A 22,961-nucleotide genomic window follows, 5' to 3' on the forward strand; every position below is an offset into this window, starting at 1 on the left:
AGGTAATCACGTCCAATGACGACACCCCCTCGCATCACCCTCATCCACGCGCTCAAGCACTCCATTGCCCCGATCGAGGCCGCGTTTGCCAAGGCGTGGCCGGAGGCGCGGCTGATGAACCTGCTCGACGACAGCCTGTCGGCGGATCTGGCCCGCAACGGCCAGCTCAACGATGCCATGACCGAGCGCTTCCTGGCGCTCGGCGATTATGCGGCGGCGACCGGAGCGAACGGGATCCTGTTCACCTGCTCGGCCTTCGGCCCCTGTATCGAAGCGGTCGCCCGCGCGCATGCGCCAATGCCTGTGCTGAAGCCGAACGAAGCGATGATCGAGCGCGCGGTGACAATGGGCAGGCGCATCGGCCTGCTTTCCACCTTCCCGCCGACACTGGCCTCGATGCCGCCGCAGTTTCCGGCTTCGGTCCAGGTGGTGCCGAAGCTCGCCGAGGGCGCGCTGGCGGCGCTCGACCGCGGCGACCGCGCCACGCATGACCGATTGATCGCTGAAGCGTCGAAGGACCTGTGCGACTGCGATGTCATCGCGCTGGCGCAGTTCAGCATCGCAGCGACGGCACCGCTGGTCGCAGAAATGACCGGTCGTCCCGTCGTGACCACGCCTGACAGTGCCGTCGACAAATTGATGGCGTTGTTGGGGTTGAAGGCTTAAGGGCCGGTTGTCTTTCGACGCCGAGCGCCCTTGATCGCGGCCGCGAGCGCGGCTTTCGTTTCGCTGACGAAATCCTCGACCAGCTCCTCGCGCGTGGCATGGGCGGCCTCGCCGGTGAACAGGCCCTGCTCCGCCAGCATCACGACGCCATGCAGCGCCGCCCAGATCTTGAGCGCTTGCCGTTCGCGCAAATAGCCGACCGCAGGCGCTTCCAGGGCTTCGATGACGAGCGAAAAGGTCTCGCGCGTGGCCTCGTGCAGCTCGCTGCCCTTGGCCGCGCACGAGACGGTGCGCGACGCGAACATCAGTCGGTAGATGCCATTGCGGCGCAGACCGAAATCGAGGGTAATCTGCGCCAGCCGCGACAGCTTCGATTGCCTCGACGTCCCAGCCATCGCCTCGCGCAGGATCGCGCTGAGCTGCCGGAACGCTTCCGCCGTCACCGCGGCAAGCAGCGCCTCTCGATCGGCAAAGTGCCGATATGGTGCCGGCTGAGAGACGCCGAGCTGCTTGGCCAGCGCCTTGATACTGATCGCCTCGGCGCCGCCCTGCTCCGCCTCGCGCAGCGCGGCCTTGATCAGCGCGGCGCGGAGATCGCCATGGTGGTAGGTGTTCTCGGGCTTGCGAGCGAGTTGGGAGCGCATGTTGTGCCTAGCCTATAAGTTTGCGCTTGACAGGGGAAGCCTGTCCCGAATGTAATAGCATATAACTTAGAAAGAAGCGGCGAATGCCGCCGACAACGTTGGCGAGAGGAACGCGCCGCCCTCCAGCCGCGTGCATACGACCGAGGAAGCCGCCATGACAGAGCGATTGAGGGTTCACGTCGATCCCGACAAATGCCAGGGCCACGCGCGTTGCAAGGCTCTCGCGCCCGAACTGTTCGAGCTCGACGAATACGGCAACGCGCACGAAGCGGGCGACGGCATCGTCCCGCCCGGACTTGAAGACAAGGCCTGGCTTGCCAAATCCAATTGCCCGGAAATCGCAATCGACGTGATCGAGGAGTAGCGCGGGCTTCCCGTGTGCCCGCCTGCGCGATTCGACCACCAGTTCGAGGATTCTCCCTGATATGTCCGACGTCAACCAGCCTGTCGCTCATCCGCCCGTTACCGACTGGATCAACGATTTCGACCACACCGATCCGCAGTGGACGGAGGATCCCTTCCCGATCTGGGACGAGCTGCGCGCCGCGAGCCCGGTCGTGCACACCGAGCGCTTCCTCGGCTGCTACATGCCGACGACCTATGAGGCGGTGCGCGAGATTGCCAACGACACCGAGCACTTCTCCTCGCGCCGCATCATCGTCCGCGACGTGCGGCCGGAGGTCGCCAGGAACGCCGCCCCTCCGATCACCTCCGACCCGCCCGTGCACAAGCCGGCCAAGCAGCTCCTGCTGCCGCCGTTCACGCCGGACGCGATGAAGAAGCTGGAACCGCGGATGCGCGCGATCTGCAACGAGCTGATCGACGGCTTTCTCGCCGATGGCAAGGTCGACGCCGCAGCGCGCTACAGCAAATACATTCCGGTTCGCGCCATCGCGCATATGCTGGGCATCCCCGAAAGCGACAGCGATCTCTTCATCAACTGGATCCACATGATCCTCGAGCTCGGCATCAAGGACGAAAGCAAGCTGCTCGAGGCCGTGCATGAGATGAGCGCCTATTTCAGCGCGCATATCGAGGAGCGCAAGAACAAGCCGACCGACGATCTCATCTCCTACCTGATGAATGCCAGGGACAAGGAGGGCCACCCGCTCGAAGACTCCCACGTCCTCGGCTCGCTGCGTCTGCTTCTGATCGCCGGCATCGACACCACCTGGAGCGCGATCGGTTCCTCGCTCTGGCATCTTGCGAAGACACCGGCCGATCGCGAGCGGCTGATCGCCGAGCCCGCACTGATTCCGACCGCGGTCGAGGAGCTGCTGCGCGCCTATTCGCCGGTGACGATGGCCCGCGAGGTGGTCAAGGAGACGACGATCTCGGGCTGTCCGGTCAAGGCGGGCAACATGGTGCTGCTGTCGTTCCCAGCCGCAAACCGCGATCCCAAGATGTTTCCGGATGCTGACAAAGTCGTGATTGACCGCCGCGAAAACCGCCACGCCGCGTTTGGCCTCGGCATCCACCGCTGCGTCGGTTCCAACCTGGCGCGCATGGAAATGCAGGTTGCGCTGGAGGAATGGCTGAAGCGCATTCCAGACTTCGCCCTCGATCCGGCAGGCACGGTGACCTGGTCGCAGGGCACCGTGCGAGGCCCGCGCCAGTTGCCATTTTTGCTGGGAAAGGCGATGTAAGCCTTTCCCAAGACAGCGGAGAGGCGGGACGTGACTGAGCAAGCAACCCAACCAGCCTCGGACAACATCGACATCGCCGATGCCAAGCGCCGGATCAAGGCGATCTTCATCGGCTCGATCGGCAATCTGGTCGAGTGGTACGATTTCTACGCCTACACGGCCTTCGCGCTTTATTTCGCTCCGGCCTTCTTCCCCGGCAACGACCCCGTCGTCCAGCAATTGAACGTCGCCGTCGTCTTCGCGGCGACGTTCCTGATGCGGCCCTTGGGCGGATGGTTCTTCGGCTATCTCGCCGACCATTTCGGACGGCGAATCTCGCTGACCCTGTCCGTCGTCTTCATGTGCTTTGGTTCACTGATCATCGCGCTGACGCCGACCTATGCCACGATCGGATTCGCAGCGCCGGTCATCCTCGCGCTTGCCCGCGTCATCGAGGGCCTGAGCCTCGGCGGCGAATATGGCGCCAGCGCCACCTATCTTAGCGAGGTCGCCGATCCCAAGCACCGCGGCTTCTATTCGAGCTTTCAATACGTCACCCTGATCGGCGGCCAGCTCACCGCGATCATCGTGCTGCTGCTCCTGCAAAAGGTCTTCCTCACTCCCGAGGAGCTGAAGGCCTGGGGTTGGCGTATCCCCTTCGCGATCGGCGCGGCGCTCGCGATCTTTGCCGCGGTGATGCGGCGCGGCCTGCACGAGACGGAGGCATTCGAGGAAGCCAAGAAGGTGGTGAAGCCGACCGGTTCGATCAGGAATTTGCTGCGTTATCCGCGCGAGCTGCTGCTGGTGGTCGGCCTCACCGCCGGCGGCACCGCCGCGTTCTACACCTTCACCACCTACATGCAGACGTTCGTCAAGCTTTCGGTCGGGCTGACCGAGGACCAGACCACTTTCGTGATCTTCGGCACGTTGATTTTCGCGACCATCCTCCAGCCGATCTACGGCGCGATTTCCGACAAGATCGGACGCAAGCCGCTTCTGATCTTCTTCGGTGTCGCCGGTACGCTCGCGACCGTGCCGTTATTGATGACCCTGAAAGAGACCAAGTCGCCCTTCGTGGCGTTCATCCTGATCTGCTGCGCCTGGCTGTTCGTCGCCGGCTACACCTCGATCAACGCCGTGGTGAAGGCCGAGCTGTTCCCGACCAATGTCCGCGCGCTCGGCGTCGGCCTGCCCTATGCCATTACGGTGTCGATCTTCGGCGGCACGGCGCCAGCGATCGCGCTCTATTTCAAGAGCATCGGGCACGAGGAATGGTTCTACTTCTACCTTGCCGGCATCATCTGCCTGTCGCTGATCATCTATTCCACCATGCGAGACACCAAGCATGCCTCCGCAATGCATCGGCACGAGTAGACCATGGCTGATGACAACGAGACGCCATCCGACAGCAAACTGACACGCACCAAGGAAAAATGGGCGCGCGAGGGCCGCTTTCTCACAGGAAAGATCACCCGGCCGAAGGACCAAAGACTGCCGCCCGGCCAGCACCTCACCAGGGATTGGCCGGTGCTCGATCTCGGCGTCGTTCCGCCGGTGTCGCGCGAACGCTGGCGGCTCGACGTCTACGGTGCGATCGAGACTCCCGTGTTCTGGACCTTTGCGGAGTTCGCTGCGCAGAAGCAGGCCCGGTTTACCTCCGACATCCATTGCGTCACCACCTGGTCGCGCTACGACAATGAGTGGGAAGGTCTCGCCACGCGCGAGCTGCTCGCGGCCTGCCAGCCCCGCGAGGATGCACGCTTCGTGACGCTGCATTCCCATGACGGCTACACCACCAACCTCGCGCTGGAAGATTTCGCCGCCGAGGATGCGCTGCTCGCCCATAGCTGGTCCGGCCAGCCGCTGACGGAGGAGCATGGCGGCCCGGTGCGGCTGGTCGTGCCGCATCTGTATTTCTGGAAGAGCGCGAAATGGCTCCAGGCCATCGAATTCCGGACCGAGGAGGCGCCGGGCTTTTGGGAAGTCCGCGGCTATCATAACCGCGGCGATCCCTGGGCCGAGCAGCGCTATTCAGACGATTAGGATTGAAGCAAGAAAGCGGGGAAGCCCATGCCGACGGAGCGCTTTCAATTCACCGGCGAAGGCGGTCACCAGCTTGCGGCCGCGCTGGAGCTGCCGGACGGCGAGCCCGCGGCCTACGCGCTGTTTGCGCACTGCTTCACCTGCGGCAAGGATGCGCTCGCGGCCAAGCGCATCGCGGTCGCGCTCGCAGCCAAGGGCATCGCGGTGCTGCGCTTCGACTTCACCGGGCTCGGCTCGAGCGAAGGCGATTTCGCCAATTCGACGTTTTCTTCCAACGTCGCCGATCTCGTCCACGCCGCCGATCATCTGCGCAGCGTCCGCAAGGCGCCGTCCGTCCTGATCGGCCACAGCCTCGGCGGCGCAGCGATCCTCGCTGCAGCTGGAAATATCCCGGAAGCCAGGGCACTCGCGACCATCGCGGCCCCCTCCGACCCGGCGCACGTGACCGGCCTCTTCAAGGAGCATATCGACAACATCCGCACGCAGGGCGAGGTCGAGGTCTCGCTTGCTGGACGCCAGTTCCGGATCAGGCGCGAATTCCTCGACGACATCGCCGAGCACGAGCTGATGACCGATATCAGCGGTCTGCACAAGGCGCTGCTGGTGATGCACTCGCCGGTCGATGACACCGTCGGTATCGACAATGCGACCAAGATCTTCGTTGCCGCCAGACACCCCAAGAGCTTCGTCTCGCTGGACCACGCCGATCATCTGCTCACCAAGCCCGCCGATGCGCTCTATGCGGCCGACGTGATCGCGGCCTGGGTGAGCCGCTACGTCGACACCGCAAAGCCCGCGAAGGCGATGGATCTTCCCGAGGCACTGCGTCAGGTCGTGGTGCAGGAGACCCGCACCAGCAAGTTCAACCAGATCATCACCGTCGGACCACATCGTCTCGTGGCGGACGAACCGGTCGCCGCGGGCGGGGAGGATGCCGGCCCCGGGCCCTATGATTTCTTGCTCGCCGGCTTAGGGGCCTGCACTTCCATGACCATGCGCCTCTACGCCGACCGCAAGTCGCTGCCGCTCGAGCGCGTCACCGTCACTCTGAAACACTCCAAGATCTACGCCAAGGACTGCGCGGAGTGCGACACACGCGAGGGCATGCTCGACCAGATCGAGCGCGACATCACGATCGACGGCACGCTCGATGCCGAACAGCGCAAGAAGCTGATGGAGATCGCGGACAAATGCCCGGTGCACCGGACACTGACGTCGGAGATCCGGATCGTGACGAAGGCGGCCGACTAAAGCGCGATGCGATTAGGATGAATCGCCATCGCGCCTTAGGTTGTTGTTTAAGCATGATCTTTTCGGGAAAACCTCTGCGCACTTTCCCGGATCATGCTTTAGGCACTTGCGCGGTCAGGCCGCCGCGAGCGGCTGAACGCGCAGCGCGCCACGCAAGCCTGCTGTCGTGCCGAGCAGGATACCTGCGACCGCGACGAACGAGCCCAGTGCGAGTGTCGAAATGCCGGTAAGCCCCTGCCCGATCGAACAGCCGAACGCCATCACGCCGCCAATCCCCATCAGCGCGGCGCCACCGGCTGAACGCAGCATGTGGCGGGGCGACGAATAGCCTTCAAGCTTGAAACGGCCCGTGGCCAGCGCCGTCGCGAGGCTACCGGCGAAGACGCCGGCCACCGTCGCAATGCCGAAGTTCAGCGTCAGGCCGGTCGAGAGCATGGCGTATTGCAGGCTATCCGCGATCGGCGCGACGAAGGTGAGCGAAGTAACCGCGACGGGATTGAAGTCGTCGGCGCCGAGATAGCCGGTCACGAACCAGCCGCTGGCGACGAGGAGACCGACGATGACGCCCGCTGCAATCTGGCCCGGCGAGCGGCGGAACCCGGGATGCGCCAAGGCAAACAGGACCAGCGCAGCGGCGACCACAGCCGCAGCCAGCGCGCGCGAGAGAGGTTCGGCGAGACCGAACGCCGCCAGCAATGACGGCAGCGAATTGATGCTGACGGTGGTTTGCGAGGCCTGAACCAGCGCGATGCGCGCCGGCGCGATCAGGCCCTTGAGCGTCATCTGCGCGGCGGTAGCGAGCACGAGCACGACCACGAAGGAGCGGAGATTGCCGCGCCCGAGCAGCACCAGCGCGCGCGAGCCGCAGCCGTTCGACAGCACCATGCCGTACCCGAACAGCAGGCCGCCGAGGAACAGCACCGGCACCGAGAAGGTCTGTTGCAGGTAGATCGTCTTGCCGAGATCGACCATACCGTTGCCGGCGAGGATTTGGCTTGCGGCGATCGCAACCGCGATCGCCAGCGCATAGGTCCGCACCAACCGCCCGTCCCCATCGGCCAGCCAGCCACGCATGCTGCTCATCAAGCAAAAACCGCTGAGCAGGCCGATGGCGCCGTAGACGAGACCGATGGCAAGGCCGGCGAGGATGACGAATTGTGCGGACGCTTCCATGATCAAGGCTTCAGGATCACCCGATCGCGCGAGGAGCCGGCAACGGCGACGTAGGCCTCCTTTGCTCGCTCCAGCGGATAGACGGCGCTCGGCTTGATCGGAAACGGTTTCAGCTGGCCGCTGGCAAAGCCAGGGCCGAGATCACGAAGCACCGCGCCAGTTGCGGCCGAGGACAGACCCAGCGTGTCGATGCCGACATAGCTGTGCTGTCCGCGGTAGAACTCCAGAATGTTGAACTGCACGATGCGGTCGATCGCGGCAATCAGGATCTGGCGACCACGCAATGCGAGCGACTTGTGCGCCGCCTGGAAATAGGGATCGCCCACCGTGTTGAAGACGACGTCGGCGCCCTTGCCGCCGGTCACTTCGCGCACGCGCGCGGCAACGTCCGTCGCGGAGGCGTCGATCATTTCGACCGGTGCGTTGGCGTGGCCTTCGTAAGCTTCCGCCTTGCGCACAACGCCGATCACGCGTGCGCCCTGCCAGGTCGCGATCTGCACCGCAGCCTGGCCGACCTTGCCGTTGACACCGAATACCAACACGGTCTCGCCGTGCTTCGGTACACCGGCACGGCGATAGCCTTCCATGGCCGTGACGAAGGGAACGCCGATCCCGGCCGCCTCCTCCCACGAGACCTCCTTCGGCTTCTCAACGACGGCATCGGCCTCGACCACGAGATGGCTGGCATGGGTGCCGTCGCGGCGGATGCCGAGATCACCGGAGGAGCCGAACACTTCGCGGCCAATCGTGCCGGCTGGCCCCTCGAGCACTACGCCGGAATAGTCGCGGCCCGGGGTGCGCGGGAACACGGCATAGGGCATCAGCCCGGTCGCAGCCTTGACGTCGGATGGGTTGACGGCGGCAGCCTTCACCTCGATCAGGAGATCGTTCGGGCCGCGCGTGAGCGTCTGAAACTCAATCAGCGGCGCAAGCGCAGCCGCGTTTTCGGCTTTGACATTCAGGCGCACGCAGCGCGCTTCGATAGTTTTGGTATCGGCTGGCGACATAAAAGACCCGCGATTTCTCGCAGGCCTTGTCGCCTTTGGGGCGGATCTAGTCAATCCGTCATCCGTCAAGTCAGTCCTTGGGCCGCTTGTCGTAGAGGCGTTTGGCCTTGCCGAGCGAGCGTTCCAGCGTGGCCGGCGCGACAATCCGCACCTTCGAGCTGATGCCGATGGTATTCTTGATGTGGGTCGAGACGCGATCCGCATGATCGACAAGCCCCCGGCCGTCCCAGCTTTCCGGCCTCGCCTCGGCGATGATGGTCAACTCGTCCATGCGGCCTTCGCGGGTCAGCTCCAGAATGAAATGGCCGCCGCACCAATCGGTCGCGAGCAGCACCTCCTCGATCTGGGTCGGGAACAGGTTGACCCCGCGCAGGATGATCATGTCGTCCGAGCGGCCCGTCACCTTCTCCATGCGCCGCATGCCGGGGCGCGCCGTTCCCGGCAACAGCCGCGTCAGGTCACGGGTGCGATAGCGGATCACCGGGAACGCTTCCTTGGTGAGCGAGGTGAACACCAATTCGCCCTTCTCGCCATCGGGAAGCACCGCGCCGGTCTGGGGGTCGATCACTTCGGGGTAGAAATGATCCTCCCATACGTGCAGGCCGTCCTTGGTCTCGATGCACTCCTGCGCGACGCCGGGGCCGATCACCTCGGAGAGACCATAGATGTCGGTCGCGTCCATGTCGAAGGCGTCCTCGATCTCGCCGCGCATCGCGTTGGTCCAGGGCTCGGCGCCGAAGATGCCGACTTTGAGCGAGCACTGGCGCGGATCGAGCCTCTGGCGCTTGAACTCGTCCAGGATCGCCAGCATGTAGCTCGGCGTCACCGTAATGATATCAGGCCGGAAGTCGTTGATGAGCTGCACCTGCCGCTCGGTCATGCCGCCGGAGATCGGCACCACCGTGCAACCGAGCTTCTCGGCGCCGTAGTGGACACCGAGCCCGCCGGTGAAGAGGCCGTAGCCATAGGCATTGTGGATGATCATGCCGGTGCGGCCGCCGGCGGCGCGGATCGAGCGCGCCATCACCTCCGACCAGGTATCAATATCGGCTTGCGTATACCCCACCACGATCGGCTTGCCCGTCGTACCGGAGGAGGCGTGCACGCGCACAAGCTTTTCGCGCGGCACAGCGAACATGTTGAAGGGATAATTGTCGCGCAGGTCCGTCTTTACCGTGAACGGGAATTTCGCGAGATCGGATAGCTCGCGAAAGTCGGACGGATGTACGCCGGCCTCGTCGAAGGCCTTGCGATAATGTGCGACGTTGTCATAGGCATGCTTCAGCGACCAGGCCAGCCGCTGCTTCTGCAGCGCCATGATCTCATCGCGCGAGGCGCGCTCCTGCGCGTCCATCTCGGCGCTATAGGAGCTGCCACCTTGCTCGAGCCTCGTCAAAGCCATCCTCGCTTCCCCACAACATTGATTTGTTCTTTTCTTGATTGGTCTCTTATTGGTCCTGCGTCGGCAGCCACGTGCCGGGAATGACACGCGAATGCCCACGGAATTCCGCGATAACAGTATCGCCCGCGGTGACACGCACGTCATAGATGCCGGAACGCCCCCCGCGTTTGATCTCACGTGCCTTCGCAACGAGGCGATCCCCAAATTTGCCGGGCTTGATGAAGGTGATCTGTCCCTGTGCAGCAACGACGCGGTCGTTGTGCGAATTGCAGGCAAAGGCGAAAGCGGAATCGGCGAGCGTGAAAATGAAGCCGCCATGGGCGATGCGCTGGCCATTGACCATGTCCGGCCGCACCATCATTGCCAGCGTGGCGAAGCCCGGACCGATTTCGACGATCTCCATGCCGAGCCCCTTGGAGGCATCGTCCTCCGCCCACATCGCCTCGGCGCAGGCGCGGGCCATATCCTCAGGCGACAGGGCGGCTTTCAAGTTCACGGGCTTCTCCCGGCGAAATGCTTGCACACGATGTTCTGCTGCTCCGCCAAACCTGTCAAACGTGGTCGTAATCGACTACGACGCGCTCCGACGACGGTTTCGCCTGGCAGGTCAGCACGAACCCAGCCTTCAGCTCCCACGGCTCCAGCGAATAATTGATGTCCATCGGCGCGTCCCCTTCGACCAGCTTGGCGCGGCAGGTCGAGCACATGCCGCCCTTGCAGGCGAACGGCAGATCGACGCCGGCACGCAACGCGGCATCGAGGATCGCCTCGTCCTCGGCAACAGGGACGTCACGGCGCTTGCCGTCGATGATCAGCGAAGCGATCGCCTTCGGCGGCGCGTCGGGAGCCACCAGTTTCTTCGGCCGCGGCTTGCCGCCGAACTCGGAGACGAAGCGCTCCACGTGAATGCGTTCCTGCACGATACCGAGTTCGCGGCAAGTCTTCTCGATGTCTTCGCTCATGCCAAGAGGCCCGCAAATGTAGACATGATCGACGCTTCCCGCCGGCACCAGCGAGCGCAACAGCACCCTCACCTTGTCGCCGTTGAGCCGGCCATGGAGGATCGGGATGTCCTGCTCCTCGCCGGAGATGACGTGGAAGATCGAGAGGCGATCGATGAAGCGGTCCTTCAGCTCTTCGAGCGCTTCGAGGAACATGATGTTGTCGGTGGTGCGGTTGCCGTAGAACAGGAAGAAACGGCTGTCCGGCTCGCGCGCGAGCACGGCCTTCACGATGGACAGGATCGGGGTAATACCCGAGCCCGCAGCGAAGCCGACATGAACACGCGCGCTTTGTGCCGGCGCGACCAAGCCGAAGCGGCCCGTCGGCGTCATCACGTCGAGCTCGTCGCCACATTTGAGATCTTCGGCTGCCCAGTTCGAAAACGCGCCGCCGTCAACCTTCTTCACTGCGATGCGGATCTCGCCGTCGTCAGGGCCGGAGCAGATTGAATAGGACCGGCGCACCTCTTCTCCGTCCAGCGTAGTGCGGAGCGTCAGGTACTGGCCGGGCGTGAAGGCGTAGTCGCGGGCGAGTTCGCCGGGGATGGCGAAGGTCATCGAGACGGCGTCGGCCGCCTCGCGGCGGAGATCGGCGACGGCCAGGCGATGGAAGCGTGGTGCGGCGGCTGACATTAGGGGTCACCTGCGTTGGTCTCACCGCCGTCGCAGCGAGGAGCTCTTGCGACGAAGCGATCCAGACCGTAACCGCGGAGGCACTCTGGATTGCTTCGCTGCGCTCGCAATGACGGAAAGGTTGGCATCTGATCCAGCTCAATGGCACTTGAAATAGTCGAAAGGTTCGCGGCAGGACTTGCAGCGCCACAGCGCCTTGCAGGAGGTCGAGCCGAATTCGGAGAGCAGCTCGGTGTTCTCGGAGCCGCATTGCGGGCACGCCATGGCCTGCGCACCGAACAGCTCGCGGCGCGAGCTTGAAGCTTGCGGCGGTGCAATGCCATAGGCGCGCAGCTTTTGGCGGCCCTCCTCGCTCATCCAGTCGGTGGTCCAGGCGGGCGACAGCACGGTACGGACCTTGGGACGGTGGAAGCCTGCGCGCTCCAGCGCCAGCTCGATTTCCAGCGCGATCATGTTCATCGCCGGACAGCCGGAATAGGTCGGCGTGATCGCGACCTCGACATGATCGCCATCGAGCGCAACCTCGCGCAGCACGCCGAGATCGGCGATCGTCAAGACCGGGATCTCCGGGTCGACCACGCTCGCCGCGGCATCCCAGGCGCGCTGGCGCAGCTCGCTGTCGGGCTGGAGCACCGTCACCATGTCAGCCCCGGAAATGTGCGTTGCATCGATTGCAGCTCGGACAGGAGATGGCCGAGATGTTCGCTGTGCCGACCCAAGCGGCCGCCCTGCTGCATCCAGTCGTTCTGCGGCAACACCAGCGTCGCCTGACCGACGATATCGGAAACCGTCTGCAGCCAGGGCCCGCGCAAGGTGCCGGGATCGATGGCAATACCGGCGTGGATCAGGGCGCGCTCGCCTTCGTCCACATCAAACATCTCGCCGGTGAAGGCCCAGAGTTGATCGATTGCGGCTTGCGCGCGGGCGTGGCTCTCATCGGTGCCGTCGCCGAGCCGGATGATCCATTCCGAGGCATGGCGCAGGTGATAAGCGCTCTCCTTCTCCGACTTGGCCGCGATCGCGGCAAGCGTCGTGTCGCGCGAGGTCATCATCGCGCGCCAATAAAGGTCGGCAAACGCGGAATAGAAGAACTGTCGCACCAGCGTCTGCGCAAAATCACCGTTGGGCTGCTCGACCAGCAACAGGTTGCGGTACTGCCTGACGTCCCGCAAATAAGCGAGCTTGTCCTCGTCATTCTCCTTGCCTTCGGCCTTGGCGGCGTAGGAGTAGAGCTCGCGCGCCTGGCCGATGAGGTCGAGCGCGATGTTGGAGAGCGCCATGTCCTCTTCCAGCATCGGCGCGTGGCCGCACCATTCCGACAGCCGATGGCCTAGGATTAGCGCATCGTCGGCGCGGCGCAGTGCATAGAGCACCAGCGGCGTTTCGGAGACCTGGATGTTGGCGACCGGCATGTTCTATCCACTTGTTCCGACCTTCATCCCGAGGAGGCGCACAGCGCGGTCTCGAAGGATGGCCGCAGGGTTACGGGCCGTCATGGTTCGAGACGCGCTTCGCGCTCCTCACCATGAGGGGAGAGAGCGCTACATGTGTCCCACTTCCTCGGGCACCTCGTAGAAAGTCGGATGCCGGTAGATCTTCGATTCCGCCGGCTCGAACATCATGCCCTTGTCGGCGGGATCGCTCGCGGTGATCGCGGTGGACGGCACGACCCAGATCGACAGGCCCTCGCCGCGACGGGTGTAGATGTCGCGGGCGGCTTGCAGGGCCATGGTGACATCGCTGGCATGCAGCGACCCCACATGCTTGTGCGCGAGCCCGTTGCGGCTGCGAATGAAGACTTCCCATAGCGGTGTGTTCGGCGTTGTCAATCCTGCCCCCTATTCCGCGGCTTGCGCGGTCTGGCGCTGCGCACGCTTTGCCGCGTAGGCAGCTGCCGCCTGGCGCACCCAGGCGCCCTCTTCATGTGCCTTGCGCCGCGCGGCCAGGCGGTCGCGATTGCAGGGCCCGTTGCCCGCGAGCACCTGTTTGAATTCTGTCCAGTCGATCTCGCTGTGGCGCCAGTGCCCGTCCGCATCCTGAATCATGTCGGGATCGGGAATGGTAAGGCCGAGATATTGCGCCTGCGGCACCGTGGCATCGACGAACTTCTGACGGAGCTCGTCATTTGAGAAGCGCTTGATCTTCCACTTCGCGGAGGTGTCACTGTGCTGGCTCGTGGCATCGGGGGGGCCGAACATCATCAGCACCGGCCACCACCACCTATTCAGCGCGTCCTGCGCCATCGCCTTCTGCTCGTCCGAGCCGCGGCACAGCGTCAGCATGATCTCGTAGCCCTGGCGCTGGTGGAACGATTCCTCCTTGCAGACGCGGATCATCGCGCGCGCATAGGGTCCATAGGAGCAACGGCACAGCGGGATCTGGTTCATGATCGCGGCGCCATCGACCAGCCAGCCGATGGTGCCGATGTCGGCCCAGGTCAGCGTCGGATAATTGAAGATCGACGAATATTTCGCCTTGCCGGCGAGCATGGCATCGACCAGCTCTTCGCGCGAGGTACCGAGCGTCTCGGCGGCTGCGTAGAGATAAAGGCCGTGGCCGCACTCGTCCTGCACCTTGGCGAGCAGCGCGGCCTTGCGGCGCAGGGTCGGCGCGCGCGTGATCCAGTTGCCTTCGGGCAGCATGCCGACAATTTCGGAATGGGCGTGCTGGGAGATCTGGCGGGTCAGCGTCTTGCGATAGGCCCCCGGCATCCAGTCGTTCGGCTCGATGCGCTCCTCGGCATCGATGCGGGCCTGGAATTGCGCAGCCCTGGCCGCGTCCTCAAGACCGCGATCGTCAGCCTCGGCCACATTCAGCGCCTGGGTGTACATGCGCGTCCTCCCATTTTATTGGACGGCAATATATAACGAAAATTTCATCATGCAAGATATTTCTGTAACATGACCTTCAAGCCCCGAACCGCCTTTCCAGGAGGTTTCGCGCCGGCGGCAACGCCCCCTTCTCGTTGGCTCCACGTTCATCAAGCCATTGTTCCGATGGAGCGAGCAGCGCGCGATAAATTTCGCCGCAGAGCTTCCGTGCCGCCCTGCCCGGCCAGTCCCCCGGCAGCAGGCTCTCCGGCAGCAGCGGATCGCGCAGCACGACGCGGCGGTAGTAGTGGATCAGCAGGATGCGCGCGGTGAAGGCGTCGGCCTCGGACAGATCCGTGCCGCGCCCGATCGCGGCGCGGAGCGGCTCGAACGTCTTCATGAATTTCAAATAGGCGTCGGCCGTGCGGTCCAGCGGCCAGCTCGCGCTGAGCAGACGACGTCCGCTGTCGTCTTCCGCCGAGACCTCGAGACGGATCGCGCCCGAGGCTTCATCGGGCACCGGCACGCCTGACGGTGCGACCCAGACGCCAGGCAACGGACTGCCGAAACCCGCATTGCGCAGCGCTTCGCGCGAGGCGTCACGGTCCTCTCCATTGCCGATCAGCAGCAGTTCGAAGCGCCCGGTCCAGTCGGATGGCGGCGGATCGTAGATATGGCGCGTCGCAGCCTCGAAAGTTTGTCGGCCCTTGTCGGCCAACCGATAAAAACTATTGCGACCGACCTTCTCGCGCGTCAGCCAGCCGTCGGCGGCAAGACGAGACATCGCGGTGCGGACAACGCCGCTGTCGATATCGAGGCCTTCGAAGAACTCCAGCAGCGTACCCAGCCACACGGAGCCGCCGCGCGGCACGATGGCATCGCCGAACACAGTTATGACGATGGAGCCGGTGCGCGACGGCTCGCGCTTGAGCTGGTCGATGATGCGGGAGAGCGAATGCGCCATACCCGAGCCATAGCGCGTTTGGTGCGGGCGCGACAATGGACGGGAGCGACCATTGACTAGAGCAGAGCTCGATCCTTTGAGACGGCGCTTTGCGCCTTCTCAGCATGAGGCCTGATCTCTTCCGTGCGGCATCGATTGGTTTCAACCCTCATGGTGAGGAGCGCAGCAAAGCCGCGCGTCTCCGGATGATGCTTCGCATCGCCAGGAGTATCATGCAGGGCCCATCTACCGATGCGGATCCGGATAGACCACGCTGCGCCAGCCGCTGCGGTCGAAAGGACGCCACTGGCCTTCCTTCTGCGCGAGGCGGTCGGCAACCGCGTAGACCACAGCGGGATGATGGCCCATGCCGCAATGGCTGCTCTCGACCTCGATGCTCTCGGTCTGCACGCCCGCCTTCTCCATGCAGCCCTGCCAGGCGCAGACGCCGTCGGTGCGGCTGAAGATGGCGGTGGTCGGCACCGGCGGCGGAGCGGCCAGCTCGCCGCCGAACTGCGGATCAACCTCGTCGGACTTGCGCCCGCTCGCCCATTCATAGACGCGCCAGGCGTTGGTCGAGCGCGGATCGCCCGCAAACGGGCTTCCGAGCGTAATCACCTGACGAACGCTATTCGGAACCATCTTTGCAAGCTGGCGCGCATAGATGCCACCGAGGCTCCAACCTACCAGGCTGATCTTGCGGCCGTGGGTGTCGTTGAGCTCCCGGATCAGATCGAGCATGGCATCCTGCACGCCGGGCCGCAGGCCGTAGTTGCGCCCCTGGCGCCAACCAGCCACCGCATAGCCCTTGCTCCTTAGAAAGGTTCGCAGCGCGCCCGTGGAGGTGTCGGAGGCCACGAGGCCCGGCAGCACCAGCACCGGATGCCCGTCGCCGCGCGGCGCGAGGCTCAGGAGCGGCAGCGCGCCGAGAAATGCGCCGAACTCGTGGATCGCGCGCCCTTCAAGGAACATCAGAGTACGGGACGGCGGACGCAGCGTCTGGGCAGTAGCGGTCATCAATAGTCCCCTGGGAAGAATTGCTGAAAGGGCCACCGGCCGTGACGCCGGCAAAAAAGGATTTGAAATCCAACACACCGGCTTCTGGATCGTTCCGCAACGCAACATGAATCAGCTAGGCGGCCGGTTCCCGACATTCAAGCGGGAGAGATGCGGGGCGACAATAGGCCCCCGCGTTAATGGTAACGGCCGTGACGCAAAAGTCACAGTAATCGGAGCAGGAATTCTACGGAGTAGAGCGCGAGCCCGGCGAGGCCGCCGATCAGCGAACCGTTGAAGCGGATGTATTGCAGGTCGCGCCCGATGTTGATTTCGATGAGCGAAATCAGCTGCGCCATGTCCCACGCCTTGACCTGGTCGGAGATGAAGATCGAAACGCCGCTTTTCTGGTCGTCGACGAAGCTACGCAGCACTGCGACAAGACCCTTGTTGATCTCACCGCGCAACTCGGCATCGCCGGCGAGCGCCTCGCCCGCGGCGACGAACATGCCGGCGAGATGATGCTGCAGCACCTGCGTCTCGCCGCTCGCACTGCGCTCGATGAAAGAGCGCGTGTTGGCCCACACCGTGCGGGCGAGATCGGCAAGCTCGGGCCGCGCCAATAGATCGCGTTTCAGTCCATCGATGCGGTCGATATAGGCCTGATCGCTGCCGAGCCGGTCGACGAAGCTCAGCACCATGCGATCGAACTCGCCGCGGAACGGATGTTTGGGATCGCTGCGCACCTCATTGAAGAACGCCGTGGCAGACGCCACGATCTTGTTCACCAGAAACTTGTCGGCGCGATAGAGCCTGAGCAAGGTCGGCAGCTCCGCGCGCACCTTGTCGCGGATCATCGCCATCGTCTCTTGCTGGTTCATCGTCTCGTGCATCACGCGCAGGAGATCGTCGAACAGGATCTGGTGTCGACCCTCCGCGACGAAGCCGCGCAGCGTACCGGCGGCGAGCGGCGCCAAATCGATCGACTGGAGCTGCGAGGACATGCGGCGGATGATGAAGGTCATCAGGCCCGAGCTTTCCGTGGCGGAGACGGCATCCGGCAGCAGACGCAGCGCAAAGCGTGCAAGATCGTCGCTGCGCTTGCGATCGCGCAGCCAGTCGGCAACGAAAGAGCCGAAATCGATCTCCTTCAGCTTGGCCTCGACCGGACCCGCCTCGAGAAAATGCACCTGGATGAATTCGCCGAGCTTGTCGGCGATCCGGGCCTGGTTGCTCTGGATGATGGCGGTGTGCGGGATCGGCAGGCCGAGCGGCCGCTTGAACAGTGCAACCACTGCATACCAGTCGGCTAGTCCCCCGATGGTCGCGGCTTCCGCGAACGCGGCAATGAAGCCGAAGATGGGATGCACGTTCAGAAGGATCTTCGCAACGATGAAGAGCGCAAGCGTCGACGCCAGCACCAGCGTCGCCAGCACCTTGACGCGGCGAAGCTCGGCCGCGCGCTCGGCGTCACCGGGGCTGTCGAAGGAGAAGGTGGCGGGTGCGTTCATGGTGAACCGGAGACTACGTCATTCCGGGGCGGTCCGCAGGACCGAACCCGGAATGACGGCAATGATGACGACAACACAAAACAAAGGCCCGCCGAAGCGGGCCTCAAATTTCGGTTTGCTCGGGGCGCCAGATCAGGCGGTCTTGGTGTAGACCTTGGCGAAATTGTCCTGCGCGGACTGCGCGCCGTTGGCGGCGAGCTTGCCGAAATAGTCGGCGGTCGCCTTGGCGCGCGAGACGAACACTTCGCCGCGCGAGCGGAGCAGGCCCGACTGGATCTCGACGGCCTCGCTGAACGACTTGGCGGAGGCGAGCTTGTCGATACCGGCGAAGAACGCCTGGGCGTCGTCGTAGATCGCCTGCTGGATGTTGCGGCTGATCTTGCCTGCTTCAGTGACGGACTCGGTCACTGCGTTCTCGACGGCGGCGGTCACGCGCTCGGAGCCAGCGAACACCTCGGCAGCACGGTCCTTGGCGGTGTTGGCGGACTTCTTGACGAACTCGCGGGCGGCCTCGGGAACTTCCAGGTTCTGGATGTTCTTGAATGCGTCCTTGAAGCCTTCGAAAGCGGTGTTGGTTTCGGTGGTCATTGGGGTTCTCTCCATCCTCGTTGCTTTGAGCTATGGGCTCACCCCGTCCGCATTTGGCCCGGGGCCCCATCTATATGGCACGGTTAATGGTGCGATGCAATATTCATATTGCATTGCGATATCACGAAATCGTGAACAGCCTTACCGGGAGGCAATCTGGTACCTCCGCCAGGCAGGTTCCCAACCGGATGAGCCGGCCCTACCTAGTGCTGCACCGCGCTTGGCAGCCCGTAGGCCTCCATCTGGGCCCGGACCTGCGCGATGTTGTGCCCGAGCACGACGATGTCATGGGTCTTGCCATCGACGTCCCGAACGTGGTCCCGCAGCAGCGCTTCGGCCTTGAAGCCGAGGCTCTCGAACACGGCGATCGCCGCCTGCTGGTCGACCGTCATCTGGACCGAGAGCTTTTCCAGGCCGGCCCCGAGCGCGAGCGCAAAGGTCTCCTGCGAGAGCGCCCGCCCCACCCCCTTCCCGCGCACATCGAGCGAGACCACCATCCTGATCTCGCCGACATGGGGTGACCAGGAATAGGGATCGCGCACCAGTGTGCCGCAGCCGACGACCTTGCCGTCCCTGACTGCAAGCAGGCTCGTGATCGCACCACGCTCGATCTCCTTGACCCAGGCCGACAGCACCTTCGGCTCGCTGATGTTGCGCGGCAGAAACAACAAATCGTGCGTCGGCAGGCCCTTGCCGAACGCGAGCACCGCGGCTTCATCCGCGGGCGCCATCAGGCGAATCTCGATATCGCCGGCGTCGGTCTTGACGTGGCGCGGATAGGAACGCTGTTCGCTCATGTCGATCTCTTTCCCAGCCAGGAATCCAGTTTTGGCCATAGCCGCTTCACGGCGTTGGCGCCCGCGACGAGCGAAACGTGACCGCCTTTCAGCATCACCTCTTCCTTGTCTGCAGATCCAATCTTCGCAATGAGGTGCTTGGCGGCCTCATACGGCACGATGTGATCGTGCTCAGCGACCGCATGCAGGATCGGCACCTTGATATTCTCAAGCTTCGCGGCGCGGCCGCCCACCGACATGGTGTCGTTGAACAGCTTGTTGTCCCACATCAGGTCCTTGGTGATAGTGCGGAAATATTCTCCTGCCAGCGGCAGCGTGTCGGTCGCCCAGCGGTCGAACATGCGGTACGACTTGACGAACTCGTCGTTCCAGATGTTTTCCCAGAGCTGGATCTGGCTCACCGTGCGCGAGGCCGGGCGCAACATCTCGAAGGAGGACAAGATCATCTCCGGCGGCACATTGCCGATGCTGTCGACGAGACGGTCGACATCGAAATAGCGGCGATCCGAGAAATTCGAGAACAGCTTCATCTCGCGGAAGTCGATCGGCGTGGTGAAGCAGATCAGGTTCTTCATCGGCCCGTCCTGGTGGATCGAGCCGTACAGCAGCGACAGCACACCACCGAAGCAATAGCCGATGACGGAAACGTCCTGCTCGCCGGAATCCTGCTGCACCCGGCGGACGCAGTCCGGAACGAAGTCTAGGACATAGTCCTCCATCCGCAGGCTCTTCTCCTCCGGTCTCGGCGCGCTCCAGTCCAGCATGTAGACGTCGTAACCCCGCTTGAGCAGGAATTCGATGAAGCTCTGGCCAGGAACGAGGTCGAGAATGTAGCCGCGATTGGTGGTGGCCATCACGATCAGAACCGGCACACGGTAAATCTCGTCCGACATCGGCCGGTAGTGATAGAGATTCATGGTGCCGCGCGAATGCAGCACGTCTTTCGGCGTCGAGCCGAGCGAAGGGCCCGAGGTCGAGAAATATTCGACGCCCTTGATGCTGCGCTGGATCGCACGCTGCACCTCGGACTGGATGCGCTCCGGGATGGATGCGAAATCGAGTCCCGTCGGCGCGTTCATGTCTGCTCTCCTTCCGAGGGCGGACGCTTCGTCCGTGGCGGCCGCGGCGCGCCGTCGAAGCCTTGCGAGATCCCCGAACCTGCCGCGATCTGGCTCAGCATCGACTTCATCTCGCCGATCTGGGCTTCGATGGACTGGAGCCGTTCAGCAAGGCCTGTGACCTGCTCCCGGCTAGGCAGATTCATGCTGACGAGGTATTTCTCCATGAGCTCGCCCAGCTGCTTCTGAGCACCTGCGGCAGCTCCGCCCGCACGGTTCATCGCCTGTGAAAACTCGGGCGAAGACATGGCCTGATTGGCGAAAGAGTTGAACCCCTTCTCCATCTCGCCGATCATCTTCTGCCACATGGCAACGGGGTCGTTGGTCTTGTCGGTCATCGGCGTCCTCCTGAAATCGAGAGCTGCGATGCCCTTCTTTACCGGCCATACCACACCGTTGCGCGGTGCCGGTCAACCGGCAGGTCGCACAGTGCGGCGCACACGGCTTCTTTACGGCGTGAAACCGTGCGATACACGATCATCAAAAGCCAAGGGAACGCCCGTGACCACCCATCAGCCGCCCCAGACCGTCCGCGCCAATGGCATCGACATTTGCTACCAGATCTTCGGCAACGACAATGCGGAACCGCTGCTGCTGATCATGGGTCTCGGGGCGCAGATGATCCACTGGGACGATGCGTTCTGCGAGCAGCTTGCCGCGCGCGGCTTCCGCGTGATCCGCTTCGACAATCGCGACATCGGCAAGTCGAGCCATCTGGCGGGCGGCAAACGGTTGACGCCGCTCGAGCTGTTGAAGCTGCGCTTCCTCAGAATTCCCGTCGCCGCGACCTATAGACTGATCGACATGGCCAAGGACACAGTCGGGCTGATGGACGCGCTCGGCATCAAGTCGGCGCATCTGGTCGGGGCGTCCATGGGCGGCATGATCGCGCAGGAGGTGACGCTGTCGTTTCCCGAGCGCGTGCGCTCGCTGACCTCTATCATGTCGACGACGGGCAATCCGCGCATCCCGCCCCCGTCACGCGAGGCCGCCGCGATGCTGATGGCGCCGCCGCCGCGCAGCAAGGAGGAGTTCATGGTCCGTTACGGCCAGACCTGGAAGGTGCTGCGCGCCGGACATTTTCCCGAGGAGGAAGCGCTCGATCCTGGTCGCGCCGAACGCGTGTTCGCGCGCGGGCTCAATCCGGCAGGCGTCGGCCGGCAGCTCCGCGCCGTGCTCGCCTCCGGCAGCCGCAAGGAACGGCTGCATGCCGTCAAGGCGCCGACGCTGGTGATCCACGGCACCGTCGATCCCCTGGTCCGTCCCGAGGGCGGCAAGGACACGGCAGAGTCGATTCCGGGCGCCAAGCTCCTGATGATCGAAGGCATGGGCCACGCGCTGCCGATGCGATTCTGGCCGGAGATCATAGCCGCGATCGACAAGCACGCGCATGGCGCGGCGGCGCAGGCGGCGTAGACCGCCGGTCTCCTTGCGGTGACTATGTGAGCAGCCGGTTACTCTCTTAACGAAGGCCGGCACGGAAGCTATACAGGCACTCACCAATCGCAAAGAGGCTGCGGCCTCTGGGAGCTCACATGCATTCCATGGTCCGGCCAGGCACAACGATCGTTGCTGCAATTCTCGTGCTCTCGCTCGCCAATGGTGCCGCGATAGCCGGTAGCGCGCAAGAGGAATCCAATCGCAAAACCGTGCTCGACTTCTACGAGAAGGGGCTCAACCAGAAGGATGCTGATGCGGCCCTCGCCCATGTCGGCGACCGCTACGTCCAGCACAATCCGAACGCGGCCGATGGCGCGGAGGGTTTTCGAAAGTTCATCGGCTTCCTGCGCGAAAAGTTTCCGAACTCGCGCAGCGAGATCAAGCGCAGCTTGGTGGATGGCGACTTCGTCATCCTGCACGTTCACGCAGTTCGCGAGCCTGGCAGCCGCGGCAATGCGATTGTCGACATCTTCAAGCTGGAGAACGGCAAGATCGTCGAGCATTGGGACGTCGTGCAGCCGATCGCAGAAAGCCCTGCGAACAACAACACGATGTTCTAGCTCGGAAGCGTAGCCCGGATGGAACGCAGCGCATCCAGGCCGAAGGCTGCCTAGCCTTTCCGTGCCATCCAGATCACGTGGCGTGCGCCACCGCCCCTTCCAGTGGCGCGGACGTTGACTTCATTGACCTCGAAACCGGCGCGGCCAAGGCGTTCGGTGAATGCCGGATTGGGCCCAGACGACCAGACCGCGAGCACGCCGCCTGGCCGCAGCGCCGTCTTGGCCGCCGCTAGCCCGCTCGCATCGTAGAGCGCATCATTGCCCTTCCGGGTCAGCCCTTCCGGCCCGTTGTCGACGTCGAGGAGGATGGCGTCGAAAGCCGACCGCTTTGCCCGGATGATTTCGCCGACATCGGTTTCCCGTATACTCACCCTGGCATCATCGAGACTGTCGCCAAAGACCTCCGCCATCGGGCCTCGCGCCCAGGCGACCACAGACGGGACGAGCTCGGAGACAACGATCTTCGCCTTGCTTCCGAGCACCTTCAGCGCCGCGCGCAGCGTAAAGCCCATGCCGAGGCCGCCGATCAGGACCACGGGCTTCGCGACCTTCTCGATCTGCTTCGCCGCGAGCGTTGCGAGCGCGGCTTCCGAGCCTGACAGGCGGTTGTTCATCAGCTCGTTGGTGCCGAGCTTGATGGAAAACTCCCTGCCACGTCGCATCAGGCGGAGCTCTTCGTCGGAGCCGGGGATTTTGGCGGTATCGATTTTTTCCCAAGGAATCATGGGGGACGTTTAGCACGATCGAAAATCG

The 22,961-nt window shown here is 63.7% G+C and carries 26 protein-coding genes; 8 read left to right on the forward strand and 18 right to left on the reverse strand.

The window, feature by feature from the left end; genetic code table 11:
* Positions 1-15 precede the first annotated feature (15 nt).
* On the forward strand, positions 16-666 hold the full coding sequence (locus IVB28_RS23425) for an aspartate/glutamate racemase family protein (RefSeq protein ID WP_247529352.1): 651 nt from the start codon (positions 16-18) through the stop codon (positions 664-666).
* Here IVB28_RS23425 and IVB28_RS23430 read toward each other — a convergent pair.
* A complete protein-coding gene (locus tag IVB28_RS23430) occupies positions 663-1,310 on the reverse strand; it encodes a TetR/AcrR family transcriptional regulator (protein WP_247529353.1) in 648 nt (215 codons plus the stop codon). The genes IVB28_RS23425 and IVB28_RS23430 overlap by 4 nt on opposite strands.
* A 154-nt stretch (positions 1,311-1,464) precedes the next feature.
* On the opposite strand from IVB28_RS23430, the gene IVB28_RS23435 reads away from it, so the two are divergent.
* The 5 genes from IVB28_RS23435 (at position 1,465) to IVB28_RS23455 (ending at position 6,229) form a co-directional block, all read left to right on the forward strand.
* Positions 1,465-1,674, forward strand: a complete 210-nt coding sequence (locus tag IVB28_RS23435; protein WP_015687579.1) for a ferredoxin — start codon at positions 1,465-1,467, stop codon at positions 1,672-1,674.
* Between the two features lie 61 nt (positions 1,675-1,735).
* Complete coding sequence (locus tag IVB28_RS23440) at positions 1,736-2,956, forward strand: cytochrome P450 (RefSeq protein ID WP_247529354.1); 1,221 nt, start codon at positions 1,736-1,738, stop codon at positions 2,954-2,956.
* Positions 2,957-2,986: 30 nt separating this feature from the next.
* A complete protein-coding gene (locus tag IVB28_RS23445; protein WP_247529355.1) occupies positions 2,987-4,309 on the forward strand; it encodes an MFS transporter in 1,323 nt (440 codons plus the stop codon).
* Between the two features lie 3 nt (positions 4,310-4,312).
* On the forward strand, positions 4,313-4,978 hold the full coding sequence (locus IVB28_RS23450; protein ID WP_247529356.1) for a sulfite oxidase-like oxidoreductase: 666 nt from the start codon (positions 4,313-4,315) through the stop codon (positions 4,976-4,978).
* A 27-nt stretch (positions 4,979-5,005) separates the two neighbouring features.
* Positions 5,006-6,229, forward strand: a complete 1,224-nt coding sequence (locus tag IVB28_RS23455; RefSeq protein WP_247529357.1) for a bifunctional alpha/beta hydrolase/OsmC family protein — start codon at positions 5,006-5,008, stop codon at positions 6,227-6,229.
* A 114-nt stretch (positions 6,230-6,343) separates the two neighbouring features.
* On the opposite strand, the gene IVB28_RS23460 is transcribed toward IVB28_RS23455, so the two are convergent.
* The 16 genes from IVB28_RS23460 to IVB28_RS23535 form a co-directional block, all read right to left on the reverse strand.
* On the reverse strand, positions 6,344-7,402 hold the full coding sequence (locus IVB28_RS23460; protein ID WP_247529358.1) for a YeeE/YedE family protein: 1,059 nt from the start codon (positions 7,400-7,402) through the stop codon (positions 6,344-6,346).
* 2 nt (positions 7,403-7,404) lie between these two features.
* Complete coding sequence (locus tag IVB28_RS23465; RefSeq protein ID WP_247529359.1) at positions 7,405-8,409, reverse strand: zinc-binding alcohol dehydrogenase family protein; 1,005 nt, start codon at positions 8,407-8,409, stop codon at positions 7,405-7,407.
* Between the two features lie 70 nt (positions 8,410-8,479).
* Positions 8,480-9,811, reverse strand: a complete 1,332-nt coding sequence (gene paaK / locus IVB28_RS23470; RefSeq protein ID WP_247529360.1) for a phenylacetate--CoA ligase PaaK — start codon at positions 9,809-9,811, stop codon at positions 8,480-8,482.
* A 46-nt stretch (positions 9,812-9,857) separates the two neighbouring features.
* Complete coding sequence (gene paaI, locus IVB28_RS23475) at positions 9,858-10,307, reverse strand: hydroxyphenylacetyl-CoA thioesterase PaaI (protein WP_247529361.1); 450 nt, start codon at positions 10,305-10,307, stop codon at positions 9,858-9,860.
* A 55-nt stretch (positions 10,308-10,362) separates the two neighbouring features.
* Positions 10,363-11,445, reverse strand: coding sequence for a 1,2-phenylacetyl-CoA epoxidase subunit PaaE (gene paaE, locus IVB28_RS23480; RefSeq protein ID WP_247529362.1), 1,083 nt, complete (start codon positions 11,443-11,445; stop codon positions 10,363-10,365).
* A 138-nt stretch (positions 11,446-11,583) separates the two neighbouring features.
* Positions 11,584-12,087, reverse strand: coding sequence for a 1,2-phenylacetyl-CoA epoxidase subunit PaaD (gene paaD / locus IVB28_RS23485; RefSeq protein WP_247529363.1), 504 nt, complete (start codon positions 12,085-12,087; stop codon positions 11,584-11,586).
* Positions 12,081-12,857 carry a 1,2-phenylacetyl-CoA epoxidase subunit PaaC gene (gene paaC / locus IVB28_RS23490; protein WP_247529364.1) on the reverse strand — a complete coding sequence of 259 codons (777 nt, stop codon included), beginning with the start codon at positions 12,855-12,857 and terminating at the stop codon, positions 12,081-12,083. Before paaC ends, paaD begins: the two co-directional genes overlap by 7 nt.
* 129 nt (positions 12,858-12,986) lie before the next feature.
* A complete protein-coding gene (paaB, locus tag IVB28_RS23495) occupies positions 12,987-13,274 on the reverse strand; it encodes a 1,2-phenylacetyl-CoA epoxidase subunit PaaB (RefSeq protein WP_247529365.1) in 288 nt (95 codons plus the stop codon).
* A gap of 9 nt (positions 13,275-13,283) precedes the next feature.
* Positions 13,284-14,276 (reverse strand): 1,2-phenylacetyl-CoA epoxidase subunit PaaA, encoded by a 993-nt coding sequence (gene paaA, locus IVB28_RS23500; protein WP_247529366.1) that lies wholly within the window; start codon positions 14,274-14,276, stop codon positions 13,284-13,286.
* 76 nt (positions 14,277-14,352) lie between these two features.
* On the reverse strand, positions 14,353-15,219 hold the full coding sequence (paaX, locus tag IVB28_RS23505) for a phenylacetic acid degradation operon negative regulatory protein PaaX (protein WP_247529367.1): 867 nt from the start codon (positions 15,217-15,219) through the stop codon (positions 14,353-14,355).
* A 225-nt stretch (positions 15,220-15,444) separates the two neighbouring features.
* Positions 15,445-16,215: an alpha/beta hydrolase gene (locus IVB28_RS23510; protein ID WP_247529368.1), complete on the reverse strand. Its 771-nt coding sequence runs from the start codon at positions 16,213-16,215 to the stop codon at positions 15,445-15,447.
* Between the two features lie 203 nt (positions 16,216-16,418).
* On the reverse strand, positions 16,419-17,705 hold the full coding sequence (locus IVB28_RS23515) for a DUF445 domain-containing protein (RefSeq protein WP_247529369.1): 1,287 nt from the start codon (positions 17,703-17,705) through the stop codon (positions 16,419-16,421).
* A gap of 132 nt (positions 17,706-17,837) precedes the next feature.
* On the reverse strand, positions 17,838-18,293 hold the full coding sequence (locus IVB28_RS23520; protein WP_247529370.1) for a phasin: 456 nt from the start codon (positions 18,291-18,293) through the stop codon (positions 17,838-17,840).
* A 203-nt stretch (positions 18,294-18,496) separates the two neighbouring features.
* Positions 18,497-19,090 carry a GNAT family N-acetyltransferase gene (locus IVB28_RS23525; RefSeq protein WP_247529371.1) on the reverse strand — a complete coding sequence of 198 codons (594 nt, stop codon included), beginning with the start codon at positions 19,088-19,090 and terminating at the stop codon, positions 18,497-18,499.
* Positions 19,087-20,169 (reverse strand): alpha/beta fold hydrolase, encoded by a 1,083-nt coding sequence (locus IVB28_RS23530; RefSeq protein ID WP_247529372.1) that lies wholly within the window; start codon positions 20,167-20,169, stop codon positions 19,087-19,089. Before IVB28_RS23530 ends, IVB28_RS23525 begins: the two co-directional genes overlap by 4 nt.
* Positions 20,166-20,546: a hypothetical protein gene (locus IVB28_RS23535; RefSeq protein ID WP_247529373.1), complete on the reverse strand. Its 381-nt coding sequence runs from the start codon at positions 20,544-20,546 to the stop codon at positions 20,166-20,168. The genes IVB28_RS23530 and IVB28_RS23535 overlap by 4 nt, the downstream gene beginning before the upstream one ends.
* Before the next feature lie 163 nt (positions 20,547-20,709).
* Between IVB28_RS23535 and IVB28_RS23540 the strand changes: the two genes are divergently transcribed.
* Positions 20,710-21,624, forward strand: coding sequence for an alpha/beta hydrolase (locus tag IVB28_RS23540; protein ID WP_247529375.1), 915 nt, complete (start codon positions 20,710-20,712; stop codon positions 21,622-21,624).
* 119 nt (positions 21,625-21,743) lie between these two features.
* Positions 21,744-22,208: a nuclear transport factor 2 family protein gene (locus IVB28_RS23545; RefSeq protein ID WP_247529377.1), complete on the forward strand. Its 465-nt coding sequence runs from the start codon at positions 21,744-21,746 to the stop codon at positions 22,206-22,208.
* A gap of 50 nt (positions 22,209-22,258) precedes the next feature.
* Here the strand turns inward: IVB28_RS23545 and IVB28_RS23550 are convergent, their stop codons facing one another.
* Positions 22,259-22,933, reverse strand: a complete 675-nt coding sequence (locus tag IVB28_RS23550; RefSeq protein WP_247529379.1) for a spermidine synthase — start codon at positions 22,931-22,933, stop codon at positions 22,259-22,261.
* Positions 22,934-22,961 lie beyond the last annotated feature (28 nt).

The sequence above is a fragment of the Bradyrhizobium sp. 199 genome (assembly GCF_023073355.1).
Lineage (GTDB): Bacteria > Pseudomonadota > Alphaproteobacteria > Rhizobiales > Xanthobacteraceae > Bradyrhizobium.

Bases quoted from the DNA above. Each gene is read 5' to 3' on its own strand.
- IVB28_RS23460 (WP_247529358.1), bottom strand. From the start codon at position 7,402: ATGGAAGCGTCCGCACAATTCGTCATCCTCGCCGGCCTTGCCATCGGT.
- IVB28_RS23435 (WP_015687579.1), top strand. From the start codon at position 1,465: ATGACAGAGCGATTGAGGGTTCACGTCGATCCCGACAAATGCCAGGGC.
- IVB28_RS23425 (WP_247529352.1), top strand. From the start codon at position 16: ATGACGACACCCCCTCGCATCACCCTCATCCACGCGCTCAAGCACTCC.
- IVB28_RS23510 (WP_247529368.1), bottom strand. From the start codon at position 16,215: ATGACCGCTACTGCCCAGACGCTGCGTCCGCCGTCCCGTACTCTGATG.
- IVB28_RS23440 (WP_247529354.1), top strand. From the start codon at position 1,736: ATGTCCGACGTCAACCAGCCTGTCGCTCATCCGCCCGTTACCGACTGG.
- paaK (WP_247529360.1), bottom strand. From the start codon at position 9,811: ATGGCTTTGACGAGGCTCGAGCAAGGTGGCAGCTCCTATAGCGCCGAG.
- IVB28_RS23430 (WP_247529353.1), bottom strand. From the start codon at position 1,310: ATGCGCTCCCAACTCGCTCGCAAGCCCGAGAACACCTACCACCATGGC.
- paaA (WP_247529366.1), bottom strand. From the start codon at position 14,276: ATGTACACCCAGGCGCTGAATGTGGCCGAGGCTGACGATCGCGGTCTT.
- IVB28_RS23530 (WP_247529372.1), bottom strand. From the start codon at position 20,169: ATGAACGCGCCGACGGGACTCGATTTCGCATCCATCCCGGAGCGCATC.
- paaC (WP_247529364.1), bottom strand. From the start codon at position 12,857: ATGCCGGTCGCCAACATCCAGGTCTCCGAAACGCCGCTGGTGCTCTAT.
- IVB28_RS23515 (WP_247529369.1), bottom strand. From the start codon at position 17,705: ATGAACGCACCCGCCACCTTCTCCTTCGACAGCCCCGGTGACGCCGAG.
- IVB28_RS23550 (WP_247529379.1), bottom strand. From the start codon at position 22,933: ATGATTCCTTGGGAAAAAATCGATACCGCCAAAATCCCCGGCTCCGAC.
- paaX (WP_247529367.1), bottom strand. From the start codon at position 15,219: ATGGCGCATTCGCTCTCCCGCATCATCGACCAGCTCAAGCGCGAGCCG.
- paaE (WP_247529362.1), bottom strand. From the start codon at position 11,445: ATGTCAGCCGCCGCACCACGCTTCCATCGCCTGGCCGTCGCCGATCTC.
- IVB28_RS23455 (WP_247529357.1), top strand. From the start codon at position 5,006: ATGCCGACGGAGCGCTTTCAATTCACCGGCGAAGGCGGTCACCAGCTT.
- IVB28_RS23520 (WP_247529370.1), bottom strand. From the start codon at position 18,293: ATGACCACCGAAACCAACACCGCTTTCGAAGGCTTCAAGGACGCATTC.
- IVB28_RS23525 (WP_247529371.1), bottom strand. From the start codon at position 19,090: ATGAGCGAACAGCGTTCCTATCCGCGCCACGTCAAGACCGACGCCGGC.
- IVB28_RS23535 (WP_247529373.1), bottom strand. From the start codon at position 20,546: ATGACCGACAAGACCAACGACCCCGTTGCCATGTGGCAGAAGATGATC.
- paaD (WP_247529363.1), bottom strand. From the start codon at position 12,087: ATGGTGACGGTGCTCCAGCCCGACAGCGAGCTGCGCCAGCGCGCCTGG.
- IVB28_RS23465 (WP_247529359.1), bottom strand. From the start codon at position 8,409: ATGTCGCCAGCCGATACCAAAACTATCGAAGCGCGCTGCGTGCGCCTG.
- IVB28_RS23545 (WP_247529377.1), top strand. From the start codon at position 21,744: ATGCATTCCATGGTCCGGCCAGGCACAACGATCGTTGCTGCAATTCTC.
- IVB28_RS23450 (WP_247529356.1), top strand. From the start codon at position 4,313: ATGGCTGATGACAACGAGACGCCATCCGACAGCAAACTGACACGCACC.